This is a genomic window from Epilithonimonas sp. (assembly GCF_056329745.1).
Map to the genome: position 1 here is coordinate 99,049 of NZ_JBWEYV010000007.1, position 15,893 is coordinate 114,941.

Below are 15,893 nucleotides of genomic sequence, written 5' to 3' on the forward strand. Positions count from 1 at the left end.
TGTGTTGGTTTTATTTCACGCCCTGCATAAGTTTTTTCACGAATGGTGATATCAAAATTAATATAATCCCTGCAATTAATGCATACAATCCCAATTGTTTATATCCATCGGTGTAAGTGATGAGTGCATCATAATTAGACGCGCCGGATTTTACCTTGGCAAGGCCTGCTCCAATCTGTCCTGCTACATATTGGCCATACGCAGACGCCAAAAACCACATACCCATCATCATGCCCTGTAATTTTTCTGTAGATAGTTTGGTCATAATGGACAGACCTATTGGGGAGAGGCAGAGTTCTCCAAAAGTAATGACCAGCAAAGCAATAGTGAAAATATTAAGTGATGTGATGCCTTGTAATGTGGCAAAAAATTTGGTCCCGAAAAGAATATAATAACCTAATCCCAGAAAGATAAATCCTAACCCAAATTTATTAATAGTATTAGGTTCCAGGTTTTTTTTGCTCAGCCAGATCCATACAAGTCCTATTAACGGCGCTAGGAAGATGATAAACAATGCGCCTGCTGAGTTATTCACACCATTAGGATCAAGCCCCAGAAGGTCTTTGTTAAGGTTATTTGCGGCAAAAATACTTAACGAACCACCGCTCTGCTCATAAATTCCCCAAAACAGGATAGAGAATATAATAAAGACTAGGGCTGCCCAAAGTTTTTTCCTTTCTGAAGATGTTACTTTGGTCATTTCATAAAATAAATAAAGTAAGGTTAATGGTCCTACTGTCCACATAAAATAATCGGTGTATTCCGGAACGGAAACCATAATCATGATTAGTGGAATAAAGACGATGGACAAGATGTAGACGCTATATTCTTTCCATTTATCCAGTGGTGAAAATGTACCATCTGCATTCAATTTTTGAGGTTGAAGTCCAATAGGACCGAGCCTTCTTTGCGTAAAAATAAAATTGACAAGACTCACTAGCATCACGATTGCGGCTAAACCGAATGCCACGTTCCATCGTTTGGATTCGGGAATCAGGTCAGAAAACATTTCGCCTTTACCGATGGCAATACATAGATAACCACCTAACAATGCTCCTAAATTAATCCCTGCATAAAAGAGAGAAAACCCTGCATCGGTCCTGCTATCGTTTGCTTTGTAAAGTTTACCCACCATTGTTGAGATATTCGGTTTGAAAAAACCGGTACCAACAACTGTGAAAGAAATCCCGAGGAAAAAATAATCATGCGGATTGGCAGCCAAAATAATACTCCCGATGATCATGAGAAAGCCTCCCCAAAAAAGGGATTTCCTAAATCCTAAAATCTTATCAGCAAAAAGCCCACCTACAAAGGTAAATGCATAAACAAAGGCTTGTGTGGCACCATATTGTAAATTAGCCTGCTCGTCATCAAACTTCAGCTGGGAAATCATGAAGAATACAAGCATGCCGCGCATACCGTAAAAACAGAAACGTTCCCACATTTCTGAAAAAAATAATGACCATATTTGTCTGGGATATTTGCCTTTGAAGTTCTGAATTTCTTCAAGTGTAAGATTCATCAGGTTTAGATTTTGTTTTTGATAAAAAAAGTACCAACAAAATTAAATAAAAAAAACCACCTAAACGGTGGTTTAATTTTATAAAAGCATAATGCCAAGATTATTTGATACCGTGCATCATCTTTTTAAGGAATGGTGATATCACCGCCAAAATAATACCTGCAATACCACAAAGAACTACGAATACCATAAAAAATTCGTACAAATTATGGATTTCGAAACCGGCAAAAGTATGATTGGCCAAAGGGATTTGGTTTTTGGTTAATAAATCAGTCTGAGATGCAGTTAAAGTTACTTTTTTATCGAGTACATCCTGTAGATTAATTCCCAATTCTTCTGCTTTTTTAAACTTGTCGCCAGTGGCCGGCATGATAGATCCCAAAGTTCCCGCAAGGGCATAACCTGCTGCATTGGAAATGAAAAATACACCATATAATAATGACGCAAATCTTTTGGGAGCCAATTTTCCAACCAAGGATAAACCAATTGGTGACAGACATAATTCGCCACAAGTTTGCAAGAAATAAAGTAAAATTAACCACTTGATAGCCAGTAATCCGGAGTTACCCAAATCTTTGACATTGTGTGCCAAGATAAAGTAACTGATGGCAATGATTACAAGACCCATAGCTTGTTTTAGGGGAGACACTGGCTCTTTTCCAACGCCTCTCAGCTTATCCCAAAGAAAACTGAATGGTACCGCCATTACAACGATGAATAGCCCATTGAAAATCTGAACCATAGACGGTGGCATATTCCAACCGAAAAAGTTTCTGTCGGTTTGATTGTCTGCAATAAAGGTTAAAGACGAACCAGCCTGTTCAAAAGCGGCCCAAAAGAAAATTACAAAGAAGGACACCACGTAGATAACTAGGATTCTGTCTCTTTCAATTTTTGTGATGGATGAGTCAGATATAATAAGTCCGGCCAATGTTAATCCTGCAGAATATACAAGTGAATACACCACGTTTTGACCTATCCCAAAATGGAATAAAAGTCCTAAAACCACAAAAGCGATGACCGCTCCAATAACAGATTTTTGCGTAAACTTGGCAGATTGCGCTTCGCCTTCTTCAAAATCTTCTGCGGTATTGTTTTTAGGCAAGCCGCCAATTGGGCGACCTTCTGGCGTTACTACATACCTGTTTTTTAGGAATAAAAAAGTTAATGTTCCAAAGAACATAGCAATAGATGCTGCCAAGAATCCCCATTTAAAGGCATGTATATCCCTAATGCCATCCACACTCTTCACGTCACCAAGAATTGGGCAGATCAATTGGCCAAGGAATGCGCCAAGGTTAATACCCATGTAGAAAATCGTGAAGGCAGAATCTAGCTTATTTTTCTCTTGCTTAGGATACAGACTCCCCACCATGGATGAAATATTGGGTTTGAAAAAGCCGTTACCAAAAATAATGACACCTAGTCCAACCCATAACAGCGTTTTAGCTAAATCAAGATTTTCCCCGAATAAAGTGGCACTGAAAAAAAGAATCAGCTGACCAATTCCCATCAGCGTACCGCCCAACAAAATACAATATCGGTTACCCAAATATCGGTCTGCGATGAAACCACCTAGCATTGGTGTCAAATAGCATAAGGCTAAAAAACCACCATAGATTATGGATGTTTCAGATTCTATGATGCCAAGGGAATTGATCATGAACAGCGTTAATAGCGCTCTCATCCCATAAAAGTTAAAACGTTCCCACATCTCGGTTCCAAATAATACCCACAATCCTTTTGGATGCCTGGAATTGGATTGAACTGTTTCCATATAATTTAATTGTTAATTTTTATTAAAGGTAACAAATATAGTTTTTTTTAATAAACAGGATGGCTAAATTGCACTTGATTATTACAAATAACAATAGTTTTCTTAGGTAATGATAATTAGAAATTCGACCGCCGAGGATATCAACGAGGTGATGACCTGTATCAAAATGGCAAGACAGCAAATGCGCAATAGCGGCAACACGGTACAATGGACTAATGGTTATCCTTCTAAAGAATTGATGTTGCAAAGTATTGCACAAGGACATAATTTTCTGATTATCAATAATGACGAGATTGTAACAACTTTTGATTTCATTATCGGAAATGAGCCCAATTATGACATTATAGAAAACGGAAACTGGCTGAATGAAGAAAAATATGGTGTCATCCATCGCCTTGCGTCCACCGGAAAAGCCAAAGGTGTCGCACGTTTATGCCTAGAATGGTGTTTTTCACAATTCCCTAATATCAGAATCGATACGCACGAAACCAATGTCGCTATGCAAAAAGTTCTGGATGGGCTCGGTTACAAAAGATGTGGAATCATTTATGTTGCGGATGGAACGCCAAGATTGGCCTTTCAGAAAATAAATGATAATTGATTGGTAATGTCAAAATTGTTTATCAATTATCATTTATAATATCAATGTCCGCTTTCTCTCATTATTTTGTTCAGCCTCTTCAGCATCATTAATCCTAATAATGTGGCAAAAATTAATAGTCCAAAATTTACTAAAAAGTAATTGGCTTTGTTGTCGTAATTGTACCAAGTGCTGGCAAGGATTCCCGACAACTTATTCCCAACTGAATTGGCAAGGAAAAAACCGCCCATCATGAGGGCTGTCAATCTTGCGGGTGACAGTTTGGAAACGAATGACAATCCCATGGGTGAAAGGCACAATTCCCCGATGGTAACAACGCCATAACTGGCAACCAACCAAAGCGCTGAAACTTTTTCCGCACCATTATGGCCGGCATAGACGGCGGCCACCATTACAAGGCAGGAAATGCTGGTGATGAATAATCCCAAAACAATTTTGGAAGGCGTGAGTGGTTCTTTTCCACGTTTCCTAAGCATTGCCCATACGCCGACAATGACTGGTGTTAAAGCAATCACCCAAAACGGATTGATGGATTGGAATAATTCTGTATTATAAAGGAAAACTGGCTTGCTCGGTTTTGATTCTAATTCTGCCTTTTTCTCAGGAGAAATATTTCTGAAATAAATATCTTTCCCGGTTGCTTTCAAAGTTTTCCCTTCGGTATCTTTTTGAGAACGATATTGGTCGTCAAAAACCGTAGCTTCTTTGTCAGCGTAACTTTTTTCTTCAACCAAATAGAGCGATGCCAAAGGTTTTTCTACTTTTTCAGAAACGCTTCTGTCGGTGTAATAATTCGCCCATCTCGTTAGTGCTGTTCCGTTTTGTTTAAAAACTGCCCAGAAAAACATACTTATTAAAAATATCGATAATAATGCGCCAATAGCCGGTTTTTCCAGTTTATTCGATTTAAAATAAAGCGAAACGTAAAAGTAAATCACCGGAACACATGCGAAAATAAAAGCATCTGTATTGGTGCTTCCAAAGAGATTGCTTCCCAGAATCATCGTTGGAACAAACCATCCGATAACGCCGGCAAGAATTGCAGGGACAAATACTTTCATCAATATTTCCGATAATTTGGTGTCGCCTTCTTGGCTTGGTTTCATCACAGCTGCGTGTCTGTAGTGTTTCATCCCGACCGTAAAAATCATCAATCCGAGCAACATCCCGACTCCGGCTGTGATAAACGCTTCGCCCCAGCCAAATTTATTCCGCATAAAGGCTGCGATAATATTGCAGATAAACGCCCCGATATTGATTCCCATATAGAAAATGTTGTATCCGGAATCTTTGTTGGCTTTGTAAGGTTCTTCGGAGTATAGATTCCCTAAAAGTGTGGAAATCGTAGGTTTGAAGAAGCCATTTCCTATAATAATTAACGCGAGAGAGCCGTAGAATAATGGCAGCTCTTTGAAAACGCCAACGCCAATATAGCCAATCGCCATCAGAACGCCGCCGAGATAAATAGATTTTATATAACCCAAAACGCGGTCAGCCAAAAACCCGCCAAGAAATGGCGTAAGATAAGTGAGCGCGATGAAAGTCCCGAAAATATCATCAGCATCTTTGTCAGGAATTCCCAATCCGCCGTTGAGGCCTTGCGGTTCTATCAGATACAAAACAAAAATCCCGAGAATCAGATAGTAACCGAAACGTTCCCACATTTCGGTGAAGAAGAGAAAAGGTAAACCTTTAGGATGTTTAGACTTCATAGTTTTATTTTTCACAAAGTTCCCAAAAATAGGATTTTAAATTTAATTAAAGAAAAAGCCTTTCAAATTTGAAAGGCTTTGATGTTTATTCATGATTTAGATTACAAATTCTCCAAAATAAAATTCGTCATTTTCTCATAAAGTTGAGGCCTTGTGTTTCCGCCATAGATGCCGTGGTTTTTATCGGGATACGCCATAAAATCGAACTGCTTTTTATTCTGAATCAATGCTTCAGAAAACTCCATTGAGTTTTGAAAATGAACGTTATCATCGGCTGTTCCGTGGATGAGAAGGAATTTACCTTTTAGTAATTTTGCGAAAGTAGTGGGCGAATTTTGGTCGTAACCTTCTGGGTTTTCCTGAGGCGTTTGCAGAAATCTCTCGGTGTAGATGCTGTCGTAATATCTCCAGTTGGTCACCGGCGCTACCGCAATTCCCATTTTGAAAACATCGGCACCTTTTGTCATTGCAAGACTCGTCATATAACCACCGAAACTCCATCCAAAAATTCCAATTCTGCTTTTGTCAATATAGGACTGATTTCCAAACCATTTAGCGGCTGTAATCTGGTCTTCGATTTCGTATTTTCCTAACTGTTTGTAGGTTACTTTCTTGAATTTTGCTCCTTTAAAACCGGTTCCACGCCCATCTACACAAGCGATGATGTAACCTTTCTGAGCCAGCATCTCAAACCACAGTGCGTTTCCGCCATCCCAAGAATTGGAAACCTGCTGAGAACCCGGACCTGAATATTGGAACATAAATAGCGGATATTTTTTGTTCGGGTCAAAGTTTTTCGGTTTGATAATCCACGCATTCAGTTGGTCGCCAACAGTATTGGGAATCGTGATGAATTCCTTGGTTACAAATTGGTCTTTGTTGAGTTTGGAAAGCAGTTCATCATTATTTTGCAATTCCTTGATTTCCTTTCCTGAAGCATCGTTCAGTACATATTTATTAGGAGTTCCTGCGGTGGAGTTGGTATTTATAAAATAATTGAAAGACTTGCTAAAAGCCGCTTTATTATTGCCTTCGGGATAAGAGACCAATGTTGTTTTTCCGTTTTCAATGTTTAGTTTGGAAACCACTTTGTTCAGACTGCCTTTTTCAGTCGTTTGGATGTAAACTTCTTTGGTTTTCGGGTTGTAACCGTAGTAATCTGTGATTTCCCATTGCCCTTTAGAAACCTGTTTTTTCAGTTTTCCGGTTTTGTCATACCAATACAGATGTCTGTAGCCATCACGCTCCGAAGCCCAAAGGAATGAGTTATCATCCAGGAACGCCATTGTCAGGTTATCTGTGTCAATCCATGCCTGGTCTGTTTCTGTGAATAATTTGCCTACGTTTCCGGATTTGGTGTCCACTTTCAGAAGGTCCACTTTGTTCTGGTGTCTGTTGCTGGTCGCCAATACGATTTCGTTGGCATCATTGGTTTGGAAAATCTGCGGAATGTAATAATTTTCAAAATTTCCCAGATTGAGCGGTGATGTTTTTCCTGACGATAACTGATAAAGCTGTGCAGAAACGGTCGAGTTGGTTTCTCCGGCTTTTGGATATTTGTACCGCATCTCGGTCGGATAAAGCGATTTTCCATAGATTGGAATGTAAATTTCCGGTACTTTTGACTCATCGAATTTTACGAAAACAATCGCATCGCCAGCTTTATTCCATTGATAAAAATCAGCGTGACCAAATTCCTCCTCATAAACCCAGTCGCCCAATCCGTTAATAATCGCGTTTTTCTTTCCGTCTTGGGTAATCTGAGTGATTTTTCCGGAAGTCAAATCCTGATAAAACAAATTATTATCAACGATGTAAGCAACTTTGCTTCCGTCTGGAGAAAATTTTGGTTCCTGAATAAACTTCCCGTTGTTCAGCGGCGTCACTTTATTGGATTTTAAATCTTTAACGTCAAATTTTCCTAGGAAAGAATGTCTGTAAATTGGTTGGCTCTCCTTTTGAAGAAGAATTTTGGATTCGTCTGGCGAAAAAATATAGGATTCAAAGCTTCCTTCTACAATATTTCCGACCTTTTGTAAGGTTTTGTAGCTGTATTTTGCGATACCGTCTTTTTCTATGGTTGCGTAATTTTCGCCATCGTTAAGCGAAGCAATGCCTGAAATGCCTTTTCCACGGTAATAGCCGGAGTAGATTTTGTCTAATGTAATTTCCTGAGCATTGATATTTTGGGAGAAAACTGCTGTCATTATAACAACAGATAAGAGGGCTTTCTTCATTTTTCAAATTTTAATGACGTAAATATAATAAAGTTATATCGTTTTGATTGTAATCTTAAAACAGAGAATTGCAAATGCGTGAGGGATAGTAGTGAAAATCCTTTTTTGGTGCTGGCAATTGGTGATGGGAAAAAGATTGCAACGGATAGCCCGACCCGAGCTTTGGCCTTTAGCTTTGGCGAGGGGCACGCCCAAACTGACAACTATCAACTAAAAACTATCAAGCAAAATCCCTATCTTTGCGCCATTATTTTTCTCACTTAAAACGTTTATAGCATGCAACTGTACAACACCTTAAGCGCAGAAGAAAGAGCCAGACTTATTGATGAAGCTGGTAAGGAACGCCTTACATTATCTTTCTATGCGTATGCCAAAATTGAAAATCCTAAGAAATTTCGTGACGACCTTTTTATAGCTTGGAATGCACTTGATGCGCTCGGCCGTATTTATGTGGCGCACGAGGGCATCAACGCTCAGATGAGTGTTCCTGCAGAAAATTTTGAGGCTTTTCGGGATACGCTGGAAGTTTACGATTTTATGAAAGGTATCCGCCTGAACGTAGCTGTGGAACAGGATAATCATTCTTTTTTGAAGTTGACTATCAAGGTTAGAGATAAAATTGTAGCAGATGGATTGAATGACGAGACTTTTGATGTGACCAATAAAGGTGTTCATTTGAAAGCTCAGGAATTCAATGATATGTTGGCGAATCCAAATACAATAGTCGTTGATTTCAGGAACCATTATGAGAGTGAAGTTGGGCATTTTGAAGGCGCAATAACACCGGATGTTGAGAATTTCCGAGAAAGTTTGCCTATTATTAATGAGCAACTACAAGATTATAAGGAAGATAAAAACCTGCTGATGTATTGTACGGGGGGAATCCGTTGCGAGAAAGCGAGTGCTTATTTCAAACACCAGGGCTTCAAAAATGTGTATCAGCTGGAAGGCGGGATTATTGAATATACCCGTCAAATCAAAGAAGAAAATATTGAAAGTAAATTTATCGGGAAAAATTTTGTGTTTGACCACAGATTGGGTGAACGGATTACAGACGATATTATTTCACAATGCCACCAGTGCGGTAAACCTTGTGATAACCATACTAACTGTGCAAATGATGCGTGCCATCTCTTATTCATCCAATGTGATGAATGTAAGGCCGCGATGGAAAACTGCTGCTCTATAGAATGTCAGGAAACAATTCATCTGCCTTGGGAAGAGCAGGTGGCTAAAAGAAAAGGGCTTCAGGTTGGTAATAAGATTTTCCGAAAAGGAAAGTCTGATGCGCTGAAATTTAAACAATCCGGAGATTTGTCAACGGCAACTTTGGCCAAAGCTTCAAAAGCAGAAACTAAAGATATCCGGCAAAAAATAAAAGTCAAAAAGATTTTGATAGGAAAAGCGGAACATTATTTTACCAAATCCAAGATTGCTCAGTTTCTAATTGAAAATAATGGACTTTCATTAGGTGATAAGGTTTTGATTTCTGGTCCTACAACAGGAGAGCAGGAGATTATCATTAATCAGATTTTCGTCAATGGAAATTTTAGTGATGTTGCAAAGGCCGGGGATCAGGTTACTTTTGAGTTGCCATTCCGGGTGAGGTTGTCTGATAAGTTGTATAAAATCTTGGAAGATTGAGATGACAAATAGTGGTAAAATAGAGTTAATGGCTCCTGCCGGCGATTTCACATCAATGCAGGCGGCGCTAGATAACGGTGCAGATTCGATTTATTTTGGCGTTGAGCAACTTAATATGCGAGCCAGAGCATCTATGAATTTTACAATAGATGACCTTCCCGAGATCAGCAGGCGTTGTAGCGAAAAATCTGTCAGGACATACCTGACGCTGAATACCATTATATACGATCACGATCTTTCTATTATCAAAACACTTCTTGATAAAGCAAAAAAAGCAAATATTACAGCTGTTATTGCAATGGACCAGGCGGTGATATCTTATGCCAGGCAAATCGGTATGGAAGTCCATATTTCTACTCAGATCAATATTACGAATATTGAAACGGTGAAGTTCTATGCACTTTTTGCGGATACAATGGTCATGAGTCGTGAACTGAGTATTTCGCAAATCAAAAAAATATGTGACCAGATTGTTAGAGATGATGTGCGTGGACCATCCGGAAACTTGGTGGAGATTGAGATCTTCGGTCACGGCGCACTTTGTATGGCCGTTTCCGGAAAATGTTATCTGAGTTTACATTCAGCTAATTCTTCTGCCAATAGAGGCGCTTGCAAACAGAATTGCAGGAAAAAATATACGGTGATTGACCAGGAAACAGGTTTTGAGATAGAACTTGACAACCAATACATGATGTCTCCGAAAGACCTTTGTACGATCGGTTTTCTTGATCAGATCATCGATACTGGTGTGAAAGTTTTAAAAATTGAAGGTCGTGGACGTGCACCTGAATATGTTGCTACTGTTGTAAAAGCTTATAGAGAAGCGATTGATTCTATTGCAGAAGGTAGTTTTTCTAATGATAAAGTTGAAGAGTGGATGTCAAGATTAGAAACCGTTTACAACAGAGGATTCTGGAGCGGTTATTATCTTGGACAGCAGTTGGGAGAATGGTCTAGCGATTCCGGGTCTAACGCTACTCAAAAGAAAGTTTATATTGGTAAGGGTCGTCATTTTTATCCAAGACCTAGTATTGCCGAGTTCCTCATAGAAGCGTATGATATAACGGTGGGTGACAAAATTTTGATTCAGGGACCAACGACGGGTTCTCAGGAGATGGTAGTAGAAATGATGCAGGTTGATCAAAGGCCTGATGCAGATAAAGCATCTAAATCGGATGTGATAACCTTTAAAACCAATTTTCGGGTTCGACCTTCGGATAAATTATATAAAATAATCCAGTCCTAATATGGTTATTGTTACATTGCAAAGGGATAAATGTATAGGCTGTAATTACTGCGCGGAGTTTGCACCAGATTATTTTAGAATGTCCAAAAAGGATGGTAAATCCGTATTATTGCATGCACTTGATAAAAAGGGTTTTTATACAATAAAAATTCCGCACTACAGTGCTTTTGATGTTTGTGATAAAGCTTCAAAGGCTTGCCCAGTCAATATTATTTCAGTTAAAGAAATCTAGAATGAATCTCAACCTCAAAAAAGACGAACTTAGAGCCATTTATAAGGGGAAAAGAATGGCCTTATCTGAGAAAGAGGTTGATTTTTTGTCGAAAAAAATCTTTGAACAATTTATTTTACAATTTAATATAGTTGAAAATCAAAAGGTTAATGTTTTTTTGCCTATTAAAAAATTTAATGAAGTCGACACATGGTTGTTTGTCAATTATTTTTTTCAAAATAATAATCGCGTTTTTGTTCCGAAAGTTCAAGGCAATGAAATGATTTCTGTCGAAATTTTTCCAGATTCTCAATACGAGGTTAATAAATGGAGTATAACAGAGCCCGTCTCAAATTCTGCAGAATACATTGATTTTGATATTGTTTTGACTCCAATGTTATACTGTGATCGGTGTGGTAATAGAATTGGATACGGAAAAGGCTTTTACGATCGCTTCTTTTTGGATAATTTGGGTATTCGTAAAAAAATTGGTTTAAACTTCTTTAATCCACATGAAGAAATTATAAATGTTTTCGGTTCAGATGTAACTTTAGATGGATTAATTACAGCTGATAGTTATTATTCTTTTTAGATAATATTCTGATTATCATTACTGTTATTTTGTAAAATGCTTTACAAAACCTTTACAAGTTATTTTTAGATTTTTTTTTGATGCTGGTACTACCTTTGTCATGTAATTATCACCGAATAATTTTAAAAAGTAAATAATAATAATTAATTTAAATTTTTAGAACATGAAAAAGTCATTATTTGTAGCTGCTGTTGCTGCTATCGCTCTTGTAGCTTGTAAAAAAACTGATAAAGTAGAAGCTGCTGCTGTTGATTCAGTAGACGCAAAAGCTGATTCTGCTGTTGCTGCTATCGACTCTACTAAAACTGCTACTGTTGATTCAGTAAAAGCTACTGCTGATTCTGCTAAGTCTGAAGTTAAAGCTGACGAGAAAGCTGCTAAAGAAGCTATCAAAAAATAATTAGATCTTTCTAATTAAAGAAAAAAGGCCGCTATTTAGCGGCTTTTTCTTTTGGTATGCTATCAGATTTTTTCTGATAAAAATGAATGAAATAGAATTTGAATTCTTTTTTAAACTGCACAGGTGATGCCTTTAAAAGATATTGGGCATTTCTATTAACGGTCGTAATGAAGGTCTTCTTGTTATCATAGTATTCGACATCGAAATTTGCAAAGTCCAAAGTATCCTTATTTCGGTATGATTTGGATGTAGTCAGATTGTTTACTTTTACATAGCGAACTTTCAAACTGTCCATTTCCTTGAGCAGAGGTTTCAAGTTATTGGAATCTCTTTTTAGAAAATGGGCTTGCATTTGCGTATAAATAACCGAGTCAATTTCGGTATCTTTATTACCTGACGTGTATAAGGTAGAAAGTTCAAGCAAATCCTGCACTTTCTGAGAAGTTATCAGATTGATAGCTTGCAAGCTGTCTAGCTTAGCTTTTGAATAGGTTTTCTGGTTATTTTTATATTTGATGCTCTCTAGAGATGAACCATCTCCATCAAACTTTTTGTTACACGATGCGGCAATAACCAGAATTGTTAAGAAGGCTAGAAGGATATTTTGTTTATTTCTTTTTTTCATCGTCTGTAATTTTGAATTTAATCATGACAATTTTTCCGTTTTTCATCTGAGAATCTATTACTTCCAGGTTCTCAAGCGAAGTTGTAGGAAGTGTGACTAATGAAATGTATTTCTGTTTATCCAAGGTTTCTATACCATAAATATCACTGTCAACTACCTGATAAATAAGCGCATTATCGCTTATTAATTTATTAAGTTCACTCGTTTTTTTCTTAAAATCCTTTATTGATTTAGAATAATAATACAATTGAACGGCGTACTCGTTGGGTTTTAGTTCTATATTTTCGTTAGCCGGTGCGTTGGTAAGGTCCCTTACTATAGTTTCCGATTTATAAAATGGTGATGATATTTCCATTTTAAGACTCTTACTTTTAGTCTCATATACAAATGGGGAGTTGGGTTTAACCTTGAACAAGATAGGCGATTCGTTCTCTCGAATGATTTTTACATCCAATTCCCCTTTTATAGATGAGTTTCTGTCAGCATCTGTAAAGGCATACGTATATTTTTTATAAAAGAGGTTATCATAAAAAACCAATATTAATACAACAGCAAAAAGAAAAATAGAAATACCTAACCATAGATATTTTTTAAGGAAATGGGATTGCTCTTGGGAGTTTGAAATGTTAGTATTAATCTCATCAATAACCTGATTATCAATAGAAGGTATTGGTTTTTCTGTTGGGGTGATATTGATTTCTTCCTCGGGAGAACTATTTATATCACTATCAATGTTTTCGCTATCACTCGTGATTGGTTGTTTAGGTTGCGATACGATAGTGGTAACTGGATTTTTCTTTTTAAACTCAAACCATGAATTGTATCCCACGTAGACCGAAAGAATATTAAGCATATCAATTCGAGGTGTTTTTTCGTGGGTGTTATTCTTGAAATAAGTATAAAATGTCTTTTCGCTGATGTTTCCTTTAGCTTTTTGTCTTAAATCTTCCTGAAAATAAATAATATCAATGCCTCTCCACTTAGAGATATCGTCATAAGATGGGGAATGTGTTTCAAGATATTTATCCTGAATTGCATTTTTTAGGGATTGAAAATATGAAAACTCTATATCGCTCAAAATTTATTTTGTTCTTAATTAATTGATTTACAGTTGTACTTATTTGTAAATCGTGTTTTACAAATATATTACAATTAATTTTCAAATACCAAATTTATTTATTGTCATAATTTTGACCCGTTCAAATAAGGACAATCTATTAACTAACAATTTAAATTTTAATTATTATGAAAAAGTCATTATTCGTAGCTGCTATCGCTGCTGTTGCTCTTGTAGCTTGTAAAAAAACTGAAAACGTAGAAACTGCATCTGCTGATTCTTCAGCTGCTGTTGTTGATTCTGCTGCTACTAAAGTAGATTCTGCTGCTGTAAAAGTTGATTCAGCTGCTGCTAAAGTTGACGGAGCTGCTAAAAAAGTAGATTCAGCTGCTGCTAAAAAATAATCTTAACCTGATTAAGAATTATAAGCCATTTCTTTTTAGAAGTGGCTTTTTTATTTTTCCAACTTTTGCCTCAATATTTCGTAGCAAGTTATAGCGGCAGCGTTGCTTAGGTTCAAAGAATCAATTGTACCTTGCATTGGAACTAATACATTTTCACCCTTTCCGCTCCAAAAATCACTCAGTCCCGAGTGTTCTGTTCCAAACAGTACCGCTGATCTATTTCTAAAGTTTTTATCCTGAAGATATTTGGCATCCTCACTCATAAAAGTTGTGAAAATACTATAATCATTGATTTTCAAGAACTCCAAAGTTTCTTCATTGGAAGCCTGAAAAATATTCATCCCAAACAAGCATCCCACGCTGGAACGGATGACATTGGGATTGTAAAAATCGGTTTTTGGATCGGTAACAATCAAGGCATTGATGCCAAATGCTTCACAACTTCTGAGGATCGCACCAAGGTTTCCAGGTTTTTCTACACTTTCCAGAATGATGACCGCGGAATCTTGTTTGGGCTTGAATTCGTCCAGTTTTCTCTCTTCCAGTTTATAAATGCCAATAATTCCTTCTGTAGTTCCGCGATAAGCGATTTTTTCGTAAAGCTTTTCCGAAACATAATGGATTTTGGAGTCTGGTAATGAACCGCTGAAGATGGTTTCGCAGATGTAAAACTCCTCTGGTTGGTTACCAAAATGCAATGCCCTTTGATTTTCCTGCTGGCCTTCAACAATAAAAATGCCTGCCTTCCTTCGGTCTTGATTTTTGGAAAGAAATCGGGTCAGTTTTTTTATTTTTTCGTTTTGAAGGCTTTCTATGAGCATGTCTGGAATTTTTGACAAATGTACAATGTATAATGTATAATGTAAAATGTACCTTGTAAAAAGTTAAACGTAAATAGGATGCGCAGCGCGTGAGGGATTGCAGTGGAAAGCCCACAGCGAGGCACGAGCGAGGACTTGCAACGTAAAGCCCGACCCGGGCAATGGCCTGAGCTATGGCGAGGGACACGCCCAAATAATTGCAATAAGACGTTGAAAATTATATATCTTTGTTTTATGATTTTACGTGGAGAAAATTTAATCAAGGAATACGGACCAAAAAAGGTGGTGAAAGGCGTATCTCTGGAAGTTCAGCAGGGTGAAATAGTCGGGCTTTTGGGACCAAATGGAGCTGGGAAAACGACTTCTTTTTATATGATTGTGGGTTTGGTAAAGCCAACTTCGGGCAATGTTTTTCTGGATAATCATAATATTACGCAGGATGCGATGTATAAAAGGGCGCAGAAGGGGATTGGGTATCTGGCGCAGGAAGCGTCAGTTTTCAGGAAACTTTCTGTTGAAGATAATATTTTAGGCGTTTTACAATTGACAAAGCTTTCCAAAAAAGAACAGCAAAAAAAATGTGATGAACTGATTGAGGAATTTCATCTGGAACACGTGCGCAAAAACCGCGGCGATTTGCTTTCCGGAGGGGAAAGGCGTAGAACGGAAATTGCGCGTTGTTTGGCAACGAGTCCTAATTTTATCCTTTTGGATGAGCCTTTTGCCGGTGTAGACCCGATTGCTGTGGAAGATATCCAGAAAATTGTAAGGTCTCTGGTGGAGAAAAATATCGGAATCCTAATTACCGACCACAACGTTCAACAGACCTTGGCGATTACCAACAAAACCTATATTATGTTTGAAGGGAAAATCCTGAAAGAAGGTCTGCCAGAAGATTTGGCCAACGACCCAGAAGTAAGACAGGCTTATCTTGGAGAGAACTTTAGGTTTGAGAAGATATAAATATTTAGCCTAAATCCTAGGAACGTCTAAAGTAACAAAGCTATCTGGGTTCAAAAACCTGACCACGTTCTAAAAAATTGT

Annotated in this window: 16 protein-coding genes; 9 read left to right on the plus strand and 7 right to left on the minus strand. The window is 37.7% G+C overall.

What is annotated here, in order from left to right; translation table 11 throughout:
- Positions 1 to 10: 10 nt before the first annotated feature.
- A complete protein-coding gene (locus AC00Y6_RS07210) occupies positions 11 to 1,522 on the minus strand; it encodes a peptide MFS transporter (protein ID WP_474489940.1) in 1,512 nt (503 codons plus the stop codon).
- A gap of 100 nt (positions 1,523 to 1,622) precedes the next feature.
- Positions 1,623 to 3,299, minus strand: coding sequence for a peptide MFS transporter (locus AC00Y6_RS07215; protein ID WP_474489941.1), 1,677 nt, complete (start codon positions 3,297 to 3,299; stop codon positions 1,623 to 1,625).
- Between the two features lie 109 nt (positions 3,300 to 3,408).
- On the opposite strand from AC00Y6_RS07215, the gene AC00Y6_RS07220 reads away from it, so the two are divergent.
- The gene (locus AC00Y6_RS07220) at positions 3,409 to 3,900 is read left to right on the plus strand and encodes a GNAT family N-acetyltransferase (protein WP_474489942.1); all 492 of its coding nucleotides are present in this window, start codon (positions 3,409 to 3,411) and stop codon (positions 3,898 to 3,900) included.
- Between the two features lie 41 nt (positions 3,901 to 3,941).
- Here the strand turns inward: AC00Y6_RS07220 and AC00Y6_RS07225 are convergent, their stop codons facing one another.
- The gene (locus AC00Y6_RS07225; protein WP_474489944.1) at positions 3,942 to 5,612 is read right to left on the minus strand and encodes a peptide MFS transporter; all 1,671 of its coding nucleotides are present in this window, start codon (positions 5,610 to 5,612) and stop codon (positions 3,942 to 3,944) included.
- 101 nt (positions 5,613 to 5,713) lie between these two features.
- Positions 5,714 to 7,849, minus strand: a complete 2,136-nt coding sequence (locus AC00Y6_RS07230; protein WP_474489945.1) for a S9 family peptidase — start codon at positions 7,847 to 7,849, stop codon at positions 5,714 to 5,716.
- A 78-nt stretch (positions 7,850 to 7,927) separates the two neighbouring features.
- Between AC00Y6_RS07230 and AC00Y6_RS07235 the strand changes: the two genes are divergently transcribed.
- The 6 genes from AC00Y6_RS07235 (at position 7,928) to AC00Y6_RS07260 (ending at position 11,942) form a co-directional block, all read left to right on the plus strand.
- On the plus strand, positions 7,928 to 8,113 hold the full coding sequence (locus tag AC00Y6_RS07235) for a hypothetical protein (protein WP_474489946.1): 186 nt from the start codon (positions 7,928 to 7,930) through the stop codon (positions 8,111 to 8,113).
- Positions 8,114 to 8,125: 12 nt separating this feature from the next.
- Complete coding sequence (trhO, locus tag AC00Y6_RS07240) at positions 8,126 to 9,493, plus strand: oxygen-dependent tRNA uridine(34) hydroxylase TrhO (RefSeq protein ID WP_474489947.1); 1,368 nt, start codon at positions 8,126 to 8,128, stop codon at positions 9,491 to 9,493.
- Between the two features lies 1 nt (position 9,494).
- Complete coding sequence (locus AC00Y6_RS07245; protein ID WP_474489948.1) at positions 9,495 to 10,739, plus strand: peptidase U32 family protein; 1,245 nt, start codon at positions 9,495 to 9,497, stop codon at positions 10,737 to 10,739.
- A 1-nt stretch (position 10,740) separates the two neighbouring features.
- Positions 10,741 to 10,971: a ferredoxin gene (locus AC00Y6_RS07250; protein WP_474489950.1), complete on the plus strand. Its 231-nt coding sequence runs from the start codon at positions 10,741 to 10,743 to the stop codon at positions 10,969 to 10,971.
- A 1-nt stretch (position 10,972) separates the two neighbouring features.
- Positions 10,973 to 11,542 (plus strand): 5-formyltetrahydrofolate cyclo-ligase, encoded by a 570-nt coding sequence (locus AC00Y6_RS07255; protein WP_474489951.1) that lies wholly within the window; start codon positions 10,973 to 10,975, stop codon positions 11,540 to 11,542.
- Positions 11,543 to 11,705: 163 nt separating this feature from the next.
- Positions 11,706 to 11,942 (plus strand): hypothetical protein, encoded by a 237-nt coding sequence (locus AC00Y6_RS07260; protein WP_474489952.1) that lies wholly within the window; start codon positions 11,706 to 11,708, stop codon positions 11,940 to 11,942.
- Between the two features lie 31 nt (positions 11,943 to 11,973).
- Here AC00Y6_RS07260 and AC00Y6_RS07265 read toward each other — a convergent pair whose 3' ends face one another.
- Positions 11,974 to 12,567, minus strand: a complete 594-nt coding sequence (locus AC00Y6_RS07265) for a hypothetical protein (RefSeq protein WP_474489953.1) — start codon at positions 12,565 to 12,567, stop codon at positions 11,974 to 11,976.
- Positions 12,551 to 13,645 carry a hypothetical protein gene (locus AC00Y6_RS07270; RefSeq protein WP_474489954.1) on the minus strand — a complete coding sequence of 365 codons (1,095 nt, stop codon included), beginning with the start codon at positions 13,643 to 13,645 and terminating at the stop codon, positions 12,551 to 12,553. The genes AC00Y6_RS07265 and AC00Y6_RS07270 overlap by 17 nt, the downstream gene beginning before the upstream one ends.
- A 167-nt stretch (positions 13,646 to 13,812) precedes the next feature.
- Here AC00Y6_RS07270 and AC00Y6_RS07275 point away from each other — a divergent pair, with 167 nt between their 5' ends.
- Positions 13,813 to 14,028 carry a hypothetical protein gene (locus AC00Y6_RS07275; RefSeq protein ID WP_474489955.1) on the plus strand — a complete coding sequence of 72 codons (216 nt, stop codon included), beginning with the start codon at positions 13,813 to 13,815 and terminating at the stop codon, positions 14,026 to 14,028.
- A 50-nt stretch (positions 14,029 to 14,078) separates the two neighbouring features.
- Here the strand turns inward: AC00Y6_RS07275 and AC00Y6_RS07280 are convergent, their stop codons facing one another.
- Positions 14,079 to 14,849, minus strand: a complete 771-nt coding sequence (locus tag AC00Y6_RS07280) for a TrmH family RNA methyltransferase (RefSeq protein WP_474489956.1) — start codon at positions 14,847 to 14,849, stop codon at positions 14,079 to 14,081.
- Between the two features lie 234 nt (positions 14,850 to 15,083).
- Between AC00Y6_RS07280 and lptB the strand changes: the two genes are divergently transcribed.
- Positions 15,084 to 15,812 (plus strand): LPS export ABC transporter ATP-binding protein, encoded by a 729-nt coding sequence (gene lptB, locus AC00Y6_RS07285; protein WP_474489957.1) that lies wholly within the window; start codon positions 15,084 to 15,086, stop codon positions 15,810 to 15,812.
- Positions 15,813 to 15,893: the final 81 nt, after the last annotated feature.